Annotated in this window: 13 protein-coding genes and 1 pseudogene; 5 read left to right on the top strand and 9 right to left on the bottom strand. The window is 40.6% G+C overall.

All coding sequences use genetic code 11. The features are described from left to right. Nucleotides 1–27: 27 nt before the first annotated feature. Entirely contained in the window at nt 28–945 is a 918-nt protein-coding gene (locus QTA56_RS00070) for a LysR family transcriptional regulator (protein WP_267978936.1), read from the top strand. A 1-nt stretch (nt 946) separates the two neighbouring features. Here QTA56_RS00070 and QTA56_RS00065 read toward each other — a convergent pair whose 3' ends face one another. Beyond that, nucleotides 947–1,513 carry a nicotinate-nicotinamide nucleotide adenylyltransferase gene (locus QTA56_RS00065; RefSeq protein ID WP_267980002.1) on the bottom strand — a complete coding sequence of 189 codons (567 nt, stop codon included), beginning with the start codon at nt 1,511–1,513 and terminating at the stop codon, nt 947–949. A gap of 107 nt (nt 1,514–1,620) precedes the next feature. On the opposite strand from QTA56_RS00065, the gene QTA56_RS00060 reads away from it, so the two are divergent. Both QTA56_RS00060 and QTA56_RS00055 read left to right on the top strand, forming a co-directional pair. Further along, a complete protein-coding gene (locus QTA56_RS00060; protein ID WP_267978935.1) occupies nt 1,621–2,421 on the top strand; it encodes an enoyl-CoA hydratase-related protein in 801 nt (266 codons plus the stop codon). A gap of 113 nt (nt 2,422–2,534) precedes the next feature. Continuing rightward, the gene (locus tag QTA56_RS00055; protein ID WP_267978934.1) at nt 2,535–3,296 is read left to right on the top strand and encodes a nitroreductase family protein; all 762 of its coding nucleotides are present in this window, start codon (nt 2,535–2,537) and stop codon (nt 3,294–3,296) included. A gap of 1 nt (nt 3,297) precedes the next feature. On the opposite strand, the gene QTA56_RS00050 is transcribed toward QTA56_RS00055, so the two are convergent. Together QTA56_RS00050 and QTA56_RS00045 are read right to left on the bottom strand one after the other, a co-directional pair. Then, complete coding sequence (locus QTA56_RS00050; RefSeq protein ID WP_267978933.1) at nt 3,298–3,612, bottom strand: YqfO family protein; 315 nt, start codon at nt 3,610–3,612, stop codon at nt 3,298–3,300. A 62-nt stretch (nt 3,613–3,674) separates the two neighbouring features. Beyond that, on the bottom strand, nt 3,675–3,806 hold the full coding sequence (locus QTA56_RS00045; protein WP_267978932.1) for a KGW motif small protein: 132 nt from the start codon (nt 3,804–3,806) through the stop codon (nt 3,675–3,677). Between the two features lie 142 nt (nt 3,807–3,948). Here QTA56_RS00045 and QTA56_RS00040 point away from each other — a divergent pair, with 142 nt between their 5' ends. After that, nucleotides 3,949–4,593, top strand: a complete 645-nt coding sequence (locus QTA56_RS00040; RefSeq protein WP_267978931.1) for a prolyl hydroxylase family protein — start codon at nt 3,949–3,951, stop codon at nt 4,591–4,593. A 43-nt stretch (nt 4,594–4,636) separates the two neighbouring features. On the opposite strand, the gene QTA56_RS00035 is transcribed toward QTA56_RS00040, so the two are convergent. The 5 genes from QTA56_RS00035 to QTA56_RS00015 all read right to left on the bottom strand — a co-directional run bounded on the left by QTA56_RS00035 (nt 4,637) and on the right by QTA56_RS00015 (nt 12,345). Then, entirely contained in the window at nt 4,637–5,044 is a 408-nt protein-coding gene (locus QTA56_RS00035; protein WP_267978930.1) for an NUDIX hydrolase, read from the bottom strand. 63 nt (nt 5,045–5,107) lie between these two features. Next, nucleotides 5,108–6,328 (bottom strand): multidrug effflux MFS transporter, encoded by a 1,221-nt coding sequence (locus tag QTA56_RS00030; RefSeq protein WP_267978929.1) that lies wholly within the window; start codon nt 6,326–6,328, stop codon nt 5,108–5,110. A 167-nt stretch (nt 6,329–6,495) separates the two neighbouring features. Further along, nucleotides 6,496–6,969 carry a CC0125/CC1285 family lipoprotein gene (locus QTA56_RS00025; RefSeq protein ID WP_267978928.1) on the bottom strand — a complete coding sequence of 158 codons (474 nt, stop codon included), beginning with the start codon at nt 6,967–6,969 and terminating at the stop codon, nt 6,496–6,498. A 203-nt stretch (nt 6,970–7,172) separates the two neighbouring features. Continuing rightward, on the bottom strand, nt 7,173–11,003 hold the full coding sequence (purL, locus tag QTA56_RS00020; RefSeq protein ID WP_267978927.1) for a phosphoribosylformylglycinamidine synthase: 3,831 nt from the start codon (nt 11,001–11,003) through the stop codon (nt 7,173–7,175). A 400-nt stretch (nt 11,004–11,403) separates the two neighbouring features. Further along, nucleotides 11,404–12,345: a trypsin-like serine peptidase gene (locus QTA56_RS00015; RefSeq protein ID WP_267978926.1), complete on the bottom strand. Its 942-nt coding sequence runs from the start codon at nt 12,343–12,345 to the stop codon at nt 11,404–11,406. A 454-nt stretch (nt 12,346–12,799) separates the two neighbouring features. Between QTA56_RS00015 and QTA56_RS00010 the strand changes: the two genes are divergently transcribed. Further along, nucleotides 12,800–14,140: a deoxyguanosinetriphosphate triphosphohydrolase gene (locus QTA56_RS00010; RefSeq protein ID WP_267978925.1), complete on the top strand. Its 1,341-nt coding sequence runs from the start codon at nt 12,800–12,802 to the stop codon at nt 14,138–14,140. Between the two features lie 130 nt (nt 14,141–14,270). Here QTA56_RS00010 and QTA56_RS00005 read toward each other — a convergent pair. Further along, a pseudogene (locus tag QTA56_RS00005) lies at nt 14,271–14,382 on the bottom strand (IS982 family transposase); the annotation flags it as partial.

Raw genomic sequence — 14,382 nt, 5'->3', positions numbered from 1 at the left:
CAAATCATTTTTTACATGGTGTAATCAATGACTCAACAACTCAAACGCATGATGTTTAGCAGTGTAGAACTGTTTTGTCTGGTTGCTGAATATCAAAGTTTTTCCAAAGCGGCACTGCATGCGGGTGTCAGCCCAGCAGCGGTGAGTCGTTCCATTGCCCGTCTGGAAAAGCATTTGACCATCCCCCTTTTTGTCAGAACCACTCGTCAGGTCCGTTTAACCCCGCAAGGCAAAATATATTTCGATGAATGCAAACAGGCATTGAACCAGATTCTTGAAGCGGAGCAACAATTAAAAAACCAGAACCAGCAACCTACTGGTCTCATCAGAATCAGCGTTCCCACACCTTATGGGCATTATCGAATATTGCCTTTACTGGCAAAGTTCTCGCAGCAATATCCAAAGATCGAGATTGATATACAGCTCACCAATAAAAATGTGGACTTTATAGCGGAGGGTTATGATCTGGCGATTCGTGGACGACAGTTTGCCGATTCAAGCCTGATTGCACGCCAACTCGAACAGGCGGAACTGATTGTGGTTGCATCACCGCAATATTTAAGAGACTTTGGCACACCGCAAAACCTTGAGGACTTACAACAGCACCAATGCATTCAGTTTGTACTCCCCAGCACAGGAAAAAATGTAACCTGGCTATTCAATGTAAATCACCAAATTGTTGAATATGTCACCACCGCAAAACTACGTTGTCTGGATGATATTTTAGGAACCGTCACCTTAGCCAGACATGGTGCAGGTTTATTGCAGACCTATCGCTTTATTGTGGAAAAAGAACTCGAAAATAATGAACTTGTTGAAGTCCTAAAAGACTTTTCTGGAGCATCACGCCCTTTTTCCTTGATTTATCCATCTAAAAAACACGAATCTTTTCATATCCGTGTTTTTATTGATTTCCTCATCAATGAGTTAAAAACATTCAACTAATTTACTGAATATTACTGCGGTCATCGGCGAGATATTTTTTCTGTAATTCAGTGTAGATTGGGGACTTCTGAAATTGCGTAAGGAACTGGACTGTCCCCTCTGGAAAAAATTCCGTATGTATCTCACCGCGATAATAGGCTTCTCGCATTGGTGTTGCCGAAATCGCATCTTTCAGGCTGTCCAATTCCACCATTTCCCACTCAGGAAACAAGGCCAAGTAATAGGAGGACTCATCCTTAAAGTGACCAATCAGGCCAACTTTCGCATTTGGCTGGATGATCTGGTTAACAAGCCCTTTAACCTGCTTCACCCATTTTTCATCATTATAAACATCAATCACATGCACAAAGTGAATCCGTTTTTGGTCTTGCTCTGAAAAATTGGAGAGAATCATCTGCTCACGTTCAGTCGCCAAAAATGGATTCTTGATATTCCGTTCCAATTGTGCCGACCCCAAAGCCAAGATCACATGCTGACTTTGCTGCAAGGCAATTTCAATGGTTTGCATATGAGCCAGATGAAATGGCTGAAAGCGTCCAATAAAAACAAGATAGTCAAATGTGTACATAGGCGTCATTTCACTTTTTGTGAACTCATCAGTTGCACCATTCAGGTAAATATGCGACATAATGAGGACACTTAAAAATCAATCTGGATTAAAGCAAGGATAGTACGATGACACTTAGCTGTATTCAACAACCTCATCAACATTTGCAAGCAAATTTAGAAGATGGCGTACTCACCTTAGCCATTAACCGTTCAGAAGCAAAAAATGCACTTTATGGTGAACTTTACCTGTGGATCGCAAAGGCTTTAGATGAAGCAGATACCAACAAGGACGTTCGCGTGGTGATTTTCCGTGGTGCAGAACAGGACTTTACGGCGGGTAATGACATGAAAGACTTCATGGGCTTTATGCAAAAGCCATATGAAGGCAAAGCGGGTGACCAGCCGCCATTTGTATTATTAAAAGCTGCGGCTCGTTTTTCTAAGCCACTGATTATTGCGGTAAAAGGCGTGGCAATTGGTATTGGTGTAACGATCCTGTTACATGCCGATATGGTATTTGCTGACAATACAGCCCTGTTCCAGATTCCATTTGTGAGTCTTGGCCTTTCTCCAGAAGGTGCTGCAAGCCGTTTATTGGTGAAACAGGCAGGCTATCAAAAAGCAGCCGAACTATTATTCACGGCGAAAAAGTTTGATGCTGCAACAGCAGTAAAAGCAAATCTGGTGAATGATGTGGTTGAAGATGTTTATGCAACGGCACAACAAACGGCACAACATCTTGCTGCCCTGCCATTGGCTTCACTGAAACAAAGCAAGGCACTCATGAAAAAAGACCTGGCTGAAATTATTGCCTGTGTGGATGATGAAGCAGAAATCTTTATGCAACGTGTCCGCTCACCTGAAATGATGGAAGCGGTACAGGCCTTTATGCAAAAGCGTAAACCTGATTTTTCCCAGTTCAATTAATGAGGCAATAACTCATTAATGAAAACGAAACCACTTCATTGCAAAATCGAGGTGGTTTTTTTATTGAACGTCCCAATATGAATATAAAGTAACTTTAGGATGATATTTTCCTCATGTCAGAACAAACACAAACCGAAAAGAAACGTTATTATGAAGCCGCGCCACAAGATATTGATGTTGACAATTTCCGTAAGGTGATTGAAAGCCGCCGTTCAGTGCGTAAATTTACCGACAAGCCGATTCCTAGTGAAGTTTTAGATGCCTGTCTGGATTTGGCGATGCTTGCACCCAACTCATCCAACTTACAACCGTGGACTTTTTATGTGGTGCAAAATTCGGGTAAGAAAAAACAATTGGTCAAAGCCTGTCTAAATCAACTGGCTGCAAAAACTGCCTCTGAACTGATTGTATGTGTTGCCCGTACAGACCGTCTTGATGAAATGGCAAAACGAAATATCAGCGAGTTCCCTTTTCCCGAAGCCCCACCTGCCGTACAGAAGTATTACCGCTTTATTCCATACAACTATAAAACAGGTTACTTCAATGCATTGGGGAACTTTAAGAAAGTTGCATTTAAGGTAGTACGTACACTGGATAAACAACTTCCTGTGACTGCATTCAATCCTGCTGATGCAAAATTATGGGCAACCAAAACCACCGCTCTAGCCTGTGAAAACTTGGTCTTGGCTTTGCGTGCCTATGGTTTTGACAGTTGTATGATGGAGGGTTTTGATGAACCACTGGTTCGTAAAATCCTGAAACTAAATGATGAGCAATATCCTGTCATGGTGATTGGTGCAGGTGAACGTGCCAAAGATGGGGTGTTCTTTCCTCAGTACCGATTTGATCGTGATTTATTTATTCAAAAAGTCTAAATTATTCAATATTTAATATCTGGATAAACTCAAAGGCAGGCTCCTCATAAGGATGGCTTGCCTTTAATGCTTTTGCCACAGCATGGGCATTTTCTTCTGAAACAATGGTTTCCACACGCCATTCCTCAAGCTGTTCCAGTTCATCCAACTGCCCTAAAAAAGGATTTGCACCGTGAACAGGCTTAAATTGCCCTATGCCTTTCACCTGCCATGCACAGTGTTCATAATTACCAATACCACCAGCCCCCACTTCAAAAATAGCGAGCTTGGTAAACTCAAGATGTGACTCAGGAACGTAATAAATAAGTTTTAGCATGGATAGAATGACTCAAATAGGATGACCAGTCATTGAATCATAGCGTTAAAAAACACCAATAATCAAAGTGAAATATTGATTACAAGATAGCTCACCACAATACATAAAATCTGGATTACCACCGTTAAGCCAAACCAAAACCAGCCCTTATCTTTTGTGTATACTGTTCCGATATGATTTTCATGTTTCATCATTCTACTCTCCAAGACTCAAAATATCTAAGTTCTGATCACCACAATAAGAAAAGCAAAATTTGAACCATGTAAAACATTTAAAAAATAATGATGCTAAAATAGCCACTCCAAACTTTAAATCAATAGGTTACAAAATGGGATAATGTCCAAACAAACACCGCCACTACAACAAGAAAATCTGCAAACATATCAAGACTCACCTTTGATTTTTACCGTAGACAAAGTGTTTTCAAGTGAAGAATGTGGTGCTTTTATCGCGCTCAGCAATAAATATCATTATGAAACAGCAGATATATTCGTAAACTCAGCTCGTCAAGTGCTCAGCAATGTCAGAAATAACAAACGTGTAATTTATGATGATATTCAGCTTGCCAAAACCCTATTTTCCAGACTTAAACATTTCCTGCCTGAACAATTGAATGGCTGGACATTAAGTGGCTTAAATGAACGTTTTCGTTTTTATCGTTATGAAAATGGCGAAACGTTTAGACCACACTATGATGGAATTTATGAAGTGAATGATTGGCACAGTAGCCAACTCACCTTATTGATCTATCTGAGTGAAGATTTTACAGGTGGAGAAACCATTTTTTACCGTGACAGTGGCATGCTGAAACCGTGTAAAGAAACGCAAATCGCCAATATCCAGCCGAAACTTGGGCAGATTCTGCTGTTTGAGCATCAACAGTTGCATGAGGGAGCACCTGTGCTTTCAGGTCAGAAATATGTGCTGCGTACCGATGTGATGTATAAGCATCCAATGATCCTAAAATCTCAGGATTGCTAAATCCCATAAACTTATACAGGTAAAAGCCATTTTATGATGGCTTTTACTTTTCCAGATCAAAATACTTTCTTATAAAAGCTAATGCTTCCTGAAAAGTCTCGTGCCAATCTGCATTCGGTTTTTGGTTTAATGGATACCAAAAGAATTCAAATGCCAGACCACCATCATCCTGACAATGAAAAACCCAGGTCTCAGGAATCTCATAGCTAATGTCACATAAATAGAAATACCAATCCTGCTGGTTAAATTGAAGTGAAAGATTTCCCATGAATTTTGGTTTAACCACTAATCCAGATTCTTCAAATAATTCGCGGACAGCGGCCTGTTCATATTGCTCATCCTGTTCTATTGTCCCCTTGACCAATTGAGTTCCAGCCAATGGATGGCGAAAAGCCAATATTTCCAGCCCTTGACCATGATTTCTTACCACAACTGGCACAGCTTTTTTCATGATTTCTTATCTCTCAGATGCTTTAAAATTTAGGGGCTAAAAAGCTAGCTACTCTCTACTTTTCTATACTTCAGCACCTACACTTTCCAAAACCTTTAAGTGTCTTTTCTCATATAAGGTCATGGCAAAGGCCAAACCACATAAAATCACAAAACCGCAAGTCATTGGAACCAATGTTCCGTTATAAAGCTGCCCGATAATAGAGGCCAGAATCAGGGAGAGCACCGAAGATGCAGCTCCAATAATTGCAGATGCCATACCAGCAACATGCCCCATTGGTTCCATTGCAATCGCATTTAAATTGCCAAATAAGGTGCCAAATAGTAAAAACAAAATGCAGGCATACAGCATAAACATCCAGAAAGAGATGGAAACACCCACCAACTGAATGATCAAAAAAACAAGTGAGATCAGGCATAAACCCAGAAAGCCATAGATACAGATGGGGCGCATACCAAATTTCATCACGATTCTAGAATTGGTAAATGAAGCAATCCCCATCACGCCTGCCAATACGGCAAAATAGGCACTAAATTCCTGTCCTGTTTTACCAAACTGCTGCATAAAGATTTGCTGTGAAGTTCCCAGATAGCCAATAAACCCACCAAAACAGAAGCCAGCACATAACAGATAACTCATGGTGGTTTTATTGCTGATCACTTCCTTAAAGCCATGCTGGAACGCCTCTAAACGCATGGGTAGGCGATTTTCAGGAACAAGGGTTTCTTCCAAGCGTAAAGCCACCCATGCGCCTACAACCGTGGCATAAACCATATACAAAACAAAAATATCGCGCCAGCCAAAGAAATGGATAATCAACTGCCCCAAACTTGGTGCAATTGCAGGTGCAACCATAAACACCATCATAATCAGGGACATGATACGTGCCATTTGTGCACCGCTGTATTTATCCCGCACGATGGAAATGGAGGCGACATAGGGCCCTGAAACTCCAATCCCCTGAATAAAACGTCCAGCCAAAAACCATTCAAAACTTTGTGTGGAGAAGCACAACAAGCTTCCCAAAAAGTAAATGACGATTCCCTTGAATAAAATACGTTTACGTCCAATCGCATCGGATAACGGCCCTGCAATCAATTGGCCTATCGTCATTCCTGAAAAGATACCAATAATCACCCACTGCGCCTGATTGCCACTTTGCAGTGTAAAAACCTTTCCAATTTCACCTAGCGCGGGCAAGACCGCATCTATAGAAAAAGACACAATCGACATCAACAATGCCATTAACAGGGCAAATTCATGGAAATGGATTTTTGATTTCATTATTGTTCTCTACGATTGATCAATCTTTTAGCCAATATAAAGCCACCTTACGGTGGCTAGTCTGGTTAATTTATATGAGAAAGATTCTAAAATCATGCATTATTTCTACTTTAGCCTTTCGAAAGCCACTAAAGCTTATCGCAATATGCCTAGAATTCTAAAACTGCCTATTTTATGCCAATTCCATATTTATGCCTGATTGATTCATTGATGGAGGCTGAAGTATAGACTTTACTTTCATCACCTACATTTTCTGTTGCACAGCCAACTTCAACTGTCGATTTAGGTGCATAGACTTTGGAAAATTCATTCGCATCAGCATGAATGCGGTTTTCTATTGTGCTTGAATAGGCATTAATCTTATGAGTTTGCGGTAGCACTAAACTGCCGATATTTTCATTGGCAGCACTCAATACTTTAAAATTGCTGCAACCTTTGGCAATCATCAACTCAGAAGCACGTAACAAAGCCAAGTCACTTGCTCGCTCTGCGGAAGTTTTTTCATTGCCCTGAAATGTGATTTTAAAATGATTTTGTGTCAGTTCTGTTTCGTTAAAGCCACTCTTATTAAAAGCAGTATGCGGTTGATAAGAGCTTGCACATCCTGTTAGCAACACTGTAAGTATCAGTAATTTTTTCATAATTTTTCTCCCCCATACAATGAAAAAGAATAGCACATCTTAGACCAAAGTATAGTAGACAAAGTTTTTAATTACCAATAAATCAATGTTTATCAAATATTTATTTTTAATTGAATAGTGAATTATATTCTATTTATAAAATCAGTCTGTTATGAAAAAAAATGCCACTAAATAAGTGGCATTTTCAACAATTGGTTGCTTAATTAACCAATAAATTTACGTGCATTACGGAACATGCGTAACCAAGCACCATCTTCCGCCCAGTCTTCTGGCTTCCAAGAATGCTGTAAGGCACGGAAGTTACGCTCTGGATGCGGCATCATCACTGTTGCACGACCATCTTTCGAGGTTAAGCCTGTAATCGCTTCAGGTGAGCCATTCGGGTTCAACGGATAATGTTGAGTTGGATTACCCAAACTATCCACATAACGCAAGATCACTTGGTTCTCAGCATTTAAAGCAGCAAGTTGCTGTTCAGTGGCAACCAGACGACCTTCACCATGCGCAACCGCGATTGGTAAAATCGAACCTTGCATATCTTCAAGCAATACCGAAACTGATTTTTCCACGCGAACATTGACTGCACGCGCTTCGAATACTTCTGAGATGTTACGATGGAAACGTCCCCAATGCTCTGCACCTGGAATCAATGGTGCAAGTTGCGACATCATTTGACAGCCATTACATACACCTAAGCTGAATGTATTTTCACGATGGAAGAACTGTTCGAACTGATCACGCAATTTTGCATTGAACAATACTGATTTCGCCCAACCACCACCAGCACCCATCACGTCACCGTATGAGAAACCACCACAAGCCACTAAACCTTCGAAGTCGCTCAAGCTGACACGACCTGCAAGTAAGTCACTCATGTGTACGTCGATAGTATTGAAGCCAACTTTGTCAAATGCAGCCGCCATTTCCACATGACCATTGACACCCTGCTCACGCAAGATTGCCATATTTGGACGACGTGTATTGATAAACGGCGCTTCAACAGGTTCATTTAAATCATACGTTGCTTGTGCAATTAAACCTTTATGGTTTTGATCTGCAATTAAAGCAAACTCTTGATCAGCAGTTTCAACATTGTCACGTAAACGCTGGATTTGATGTGAAACTTCTGCCCATGCTTGTTGTAATTCGGCACGTTCTAAAGTCAAACCATTGACAGCCAATTGATCCGTGCTATTGACACGGCCCACAACTGCGATGGCATCTTTTAGACTAGACGCTGCAACTTCGGTTTGTAGTGTCGCCCAATCTGCTGCACTGATTTGTAATACTGCACCAATTTCTTCAGCAAATAAGCTTTCAGTTGTTTGATTTTCTAAAGCAACACCTAAGCGCGATGCAAACATCATTTCTGCAACAGTCACCAATAAACCACCATCACCAATGTCATGGTAAGCCTTAATCACATCACGGTTGTTCCAGTCTTGAATCAAGGCAAAGAATGCTTTGAAGTCATCAAAACTATCGACATCAGGAGTAACAGAACCGATTGCTTTATATACTTGTGCAAGGATTGAACCACCTAAACGGAACTGACCTTTAGATAAATCGATACGCACCAGTACTGAGTCTGCTAAGTTCTTCAATTCAGGTGTCAATGTTTTACGAACATCTAGAACTGGTGCAAATGCAGTAATCACGCCTGTCATTGGAGAAGTCACAGCTTTGTCTTCACCATCATTCCAAGTGGTCCGCATTGAAAGTGAATCTTTACCGACTGGAATTGCGATGCCTAATGCAGGACACATTTCCATGCCAATCGCTTTCACACCTTCAAATAAGGCTTGGTCTTCACCTTTTTGACCTGCCGCTGCCATCCAGTTTGCAGAAAGCTTGATATCACTAATTTGTTCAATATTGGCACAGGCAATATTGGTAATTGCTTCCGCAACTGCTAAACGTGCCGATGCCGCAGGATTTAACAATGCGACTGGTGGACGTTCACCCATTGCCATTGCTTCACCTGTGAAACCTTGCAAGCTGGTGGTGGTTACTGCTGCATCTGCAACAGGAACCTGCCAACGACCAACCATCTGATCACGTGCAACCATACCTGTAATCGAACGATCACCAATGGTGATCAAGAAAGATTTAGATGCCACTGTTGGGTTCTTCAATACGCGGAAAATCGCATCTTTCAAATCAACTTTTGCAGCATCAAAGTCGTTACCCGTACGCTCAATCGTTTCATACGAACGTTGCATACGTGGCGTACCGCCAAGCATGACTTGCATTGGGAGATCGACGGCATTGTTTTCAAACAATGGATCTTCAACGGTTAAGTGACGTGCTTCAGTCGCTTCACCGAGTACCGCAAATGGACAACGCTCACGCGCACAAATTTCTTCAAACTGTTCTAAAGATTCTGGGCGGATTGCAAGTACATAACGCTCTTGCGCTTCGTTTGACCAGATTTCCATCGGGCTCATACCTGGCTCTAAAGATGGAATCTTACGCAGGTTAAGTACAGCACCTAACTCATGATCATTCACAAGTTCAGGCATGGCATTGGATAAACCACCTGCACCCACGTCATGCACAGATACGATTGGGTTAAAATCTTCTAAGCGCCAGCAAGTATCGATGACTTCCTGGCAACGGCGTTCCATTTCTGGGTTTTCACGTTGTACCGAAGCAAAGTCCAAACTCTCGCCCATGGTTCCGCTATCGACAGAAGATGCAGCACCACCGCCCAAACCAATGAGCATGGCTGGGCCACCCAACACAATGAGTAAATCACCTGGCTGGATTGCATCTTTTTCAACATGGTCAGGACGGATGTTTCCGTAACCACCCGCGATCATAATTGGCTTATGGAAGCCTTTCACGTCACCATTGACATTCTGTTCAAAAGTACGGAAATAACCATTTAATGCAGGGCGACCAAATTCGTTGTTAAACGCAGCGCCACCTAAAGGGCCTTCAATCATAATTTGAAGTGGTGATGCCATACGGCTCGGTTTACCGTAATTTTCTTCCCAAGGCTGTTCAAAACCTGGAATATTTAAGTTTGAAACGGTAAAGCCAGTTAGACCCGCTTTCGGTTTACCACCACGACCTGTTGCACCTTCATCACGGATTTCACCACCTGAACCTGTTGCAGCCCCTGCAAATGGAGAAATTGCGGTTGGGTGGTTATGGGTTTCCACTTTCATTAAGATATGAGCGGCTTGGCTCTTATATTTATAAACGAAGTGACCATTTTCATCCGCTTTTGGATAAAAACGCATGGTGTCATAACCTACGATCACAGAGGCATTATCTTTATATGCCGATAATACGTCAGTCGGAGATTCTTTATAGGTATTTTTAATCATCTGGAACAATGACAATGGCTGTTTTTCACCATCAATTGTCCATTCAGAACCAAAGATTTTATGACGGCAGTGCTCAGAGTTGGCCTGTGCAAACATCATCAATTCAATGTCATTTGGATTACGACCAAGCTTAGTAAATGCCTCGGTTAAGTAATCAATTTCCTGTTCTGATAAGGCAAAGCCAAACTCATTATTCGCTTTAACCAATGCATCTTTACCTTGACCCAAAATATCAATTGAGTTCAATGGCTTCGGCGCTGTTTCCGAAAATAAGGCTTTTGCATCTTCAATTTGAGCAAAAACAGTTTCCGTCATACGGTCATGCAAAGCCAATTTCACTTCATTTGAAACTTCTTTTACACCTTTCAGTGTAAATAAAATTCCACGTTCCAAACGGTGAATTGGGGTATTGCAGTTTTGAAAAATATCGGTTGCTTTCGATGACCACGGCGAGATTGTGCCGACACGTGGTGTCACTAGAATCTGGATTTCATCACTTGCGGCTTGGCGCAGTTCAAACGATTGACCATCGTTTAACAGTTGTAATGCAGATTGATGTTGCTGCTCGTTGAGCGCTTGATCAAACAAATAAACCCACTGGCTGTCAAAAGACTGAACAGAACTCATTGACGCTAAACGATTTACGAGTTGAGTTTTCTTAAAAGAAGAGTGTGCTGCTGCACCTGCCACGATAAACATGCTGACTTTGGCTCCACGGGCAGGTCGTCTAACGAGCCTACCGCAATGTGACTTATGAGAGAGCGCATATTCTACTGTGAAAGCCTGCTTTCAGCTAGCCATATCCATCTTAAAAATCAGAGTTTTCTAGCTCAGTTTGCCTAATTTCCTCTAGCTTTAAGTGTTTTACTCTATTCGTAACAATTCATTTACTTTGTAGCCTAGATGCGCTTGTCGATTTAAAACTTAGGATTTATAAATAATCTTCAATTTTGCACAACAATAACAAAGCTCCCCATAATGAAAGACAACTTATGTCGCTCTACCCTAGTGCTTTAATCTTTTTTGGCATGATGATTCCAAACTCATAGCGAATAATAGTCAAAGAGCTTAGAAAGTTATCCTTAAAAATAAAACTTCTTTATCTATACTTCTTAATTTCACTCATACGCAATACTGTTTCTCCATAAACAGAATCATCATATTTTGCAAGTTCTTGACATGACCTTCCTCCCACCGACCTAAAATCATCACGACCTTGTATCAAAATCCCGATAACTTCATTTGTACTATAATTCATAACTGGAGATCCAGAGTTACCTGAAAAGGTATCTAAATTGCTCTTTAATTTAAAATCACCATATCCACTTGTAACAGAACCACTTGTATAACTTAAAGCCCCTCCTCTTGGATGCCCAAGCGAGAAAACATCATCACCTTCTCTCATCTCTTCTTCATTTCCAAGCGTAAAAATTGTGCGATTTTTTACTGGTCTATCTAAACGAATCACTGCAAAATCAAGTCCATCTTCACGAGCAACTACTTTTTCAATTTTGCCACATTTATATTGATTTGATTTAAGAACCTCAAAACCACCATCTATAATACGAGCCTTTCTCACTCCGAAAACAAAGTTCATTCTCTCACACAATGTTCTCTCACTCATTCCTGAATTAGGAGTTGTTCCTGCCATCATATATACGCAGTGTCCAGCCGTCATAACTTGATTTTCGCTAATTAAAAAAGCAGTACACGCATTACCTGAAGCAACTGTCATATTTCTTAAAGGTTCTCCCTCACATAGTTTTTCTTCTTCGTCCCAACCTTTTTTAACTTCTTCTTTATTTAAAACAACATCTTTTAAAAGCATTCCCTTAATTTTGATACTGATATCTGTATATTCACTAATATTTGTTGGTCTTACTATTAAGGCAATTCCCTCGGCCAAGCTATTTACATCGCCTGTTACAGTCTCTCCTGTCACATATTGATTAATAAAATCTCCATAAACAGCACCGAAAACCTCTTTACCGATAAATACACTTGTAAGTGTAAATATTATTACTGCTAGTCGTTTTTCCATTGACTTTTCCCACAAGTTTTATCTTTAAATTTTAAATTAATTTAAATCTGCTGCTCAAAGTATATTTTTTACCTCATTCCACTACTATGCGGTGGAATGTCAAATTGGTTAGCCTTTTAACAAAAATTGATTTCTTCACTTCATAAAATAAAGGTGTAACGCAGCAAAAATTAATGATTAATTCCCGAGTATGTAACTTTGATCCACAAAGTAAGTTTATACAAACGTTTATCCAAAGCCCATAATTACACATTAAGTGCCACCCGTGTCACTGCAAGTAATGCTAATTAACTAGGCCATATAACTTTTTATTTTCAATCCTTTCAGCATCAACTTTATCATTAATAATAAATAAATGTCTAAATCTTGTAAACGCCAAATCATGTCGCTCTACCCTAGTGCTTTTTACTTTTTTTTGGCATGATGAAACAGAACTTATCGTGAATCATGCTACATGGAACAAATGCGTTGGTTGGAATTGCTTTCCGCAATTCGTTTAGGCAGTAAAAAAAGCAGTACAGAATTGGCCCGAAGCCCATTCCACAAAGATTACGACAGAATTATATTTTCCCAAAGCTTTCGTCAACTGAATAGAAAAACACAGGTTCATCCACTCACTCAACATGATGGTATCCATACCCGCCTTACCCATTCGCTTGAGGTTTCCTGTATTGGCCGCTCGCTGGGCATGTTGGCTGCGGAGAAGATTAAAGATGAACTACCAATGTGGATTTCCCCTGCGGATGTCGGTGCGATTATTCAGGCAGCCTGTTTGGCCCATGACATTGGCAATCCACCTTTTGGTCATGCAGGTGAATATGCGATTCGGGAATGGTTTGATGATGCCTCACATCGGGACTTTTTAACTAAACTCACGCCAGAAGAAGCAGCGGATGTCCGTCAGTTTGAAGGTAATGCGCAAGGACTTCGTTTGTTGAGCCGTATTGACTATCATCCCGATGATGGTGGTATGCGCCTAACCTATGCAACATTAGGTGCTTATTTAAAATATCCGTGGCTCTCCAAAACCATTGAGGAACAAGGTGATATTCCGTCACATAAGCGAGCCAAGTTTGGTTGCTATCAATCTGAAAAAGAAATTTTAAAACAGATTGCCGAACAACTCGGACTGATTCAGTTGGGCGAATATCATTATTGCCGTCATCCACTCACCTATTTGCTGGAAGCAGCCGATGACATTTGCTATGCATTGATTGATCTGGAAGATGGCATCATCCTCAACATGCTGAATTATGCCGAAGTTGAGCCTATTTTCCTGAACCTGATTGCGGATTATGGCTACCCAGAAGAGCTGCATTTACCACATACCACATGGCAACAAAAAATCGCCGCCCTACGTGGCCGTGTGATGAAACGTCTGGTCGATGAAGTCACCACAGCTTTTGCCAAATATCAGTACGAAATCCTGACAGGACAGCTTCAAGGCAGTTTACTACAATATTGTTCACCTGATATTGAGGCAGGTATTCAAACTGCCAAGAATCTTGCCAAAGATCGGATTTTTGAGCATCCACAAAAATCAGGTCTGGAAATCATTGCTCATCAAAGTTTACAGACGATTTTAGATGCCTTTGTACCATTGACCATGCCACATAAAACTCTAAGCTTTAAGGAACAACGCTTGATGTCAATATTGCAACATTCAGGCGCACATTTCCAAAACAACCATTACCATAATATTATGCAAGTTCTGGATATTATTAGTAAGTTTTCTGACCATCAAGCCTATAGTTTGGCGCAAGAGTTACAGGGAAATAAAGTTGGTTTGCTTTAAGTAATTTGAAATAAAAGTTTGAGTTTCCTATCCAGTTGAGAAGTATCTTGACTAGTAAAGTGTACTTAACAATTCCTTTGTCTTGTACACTTCTTTTTTAAATCTAACTCTATAATAACCCGAATCTTGTTTAAGCCGATATTTCCATAATACGAATCATCGGCTTGTTTTGATGACATATTTGATAAGCACATAAAGATGCATAAATACCAGCTAAATAGCCTGCAACACTTCTCGCTCTA

The sequence above is a fragment of the Acinetobacter thutiue genome (genome assembly GCF_030385805.1).
GTDB lineage: Bacteria > Pseudomonadota > Gammaproteobacteria > Pseudomonadales > Moraxellaceae > Acinetobacter > Acinetobacter corruptisaponis.
The sequence above is the reverse complement of the archived record's forward strand: the minus strand, read 5'-3'. Positions and strand labels throughout refer to the sequence as shown.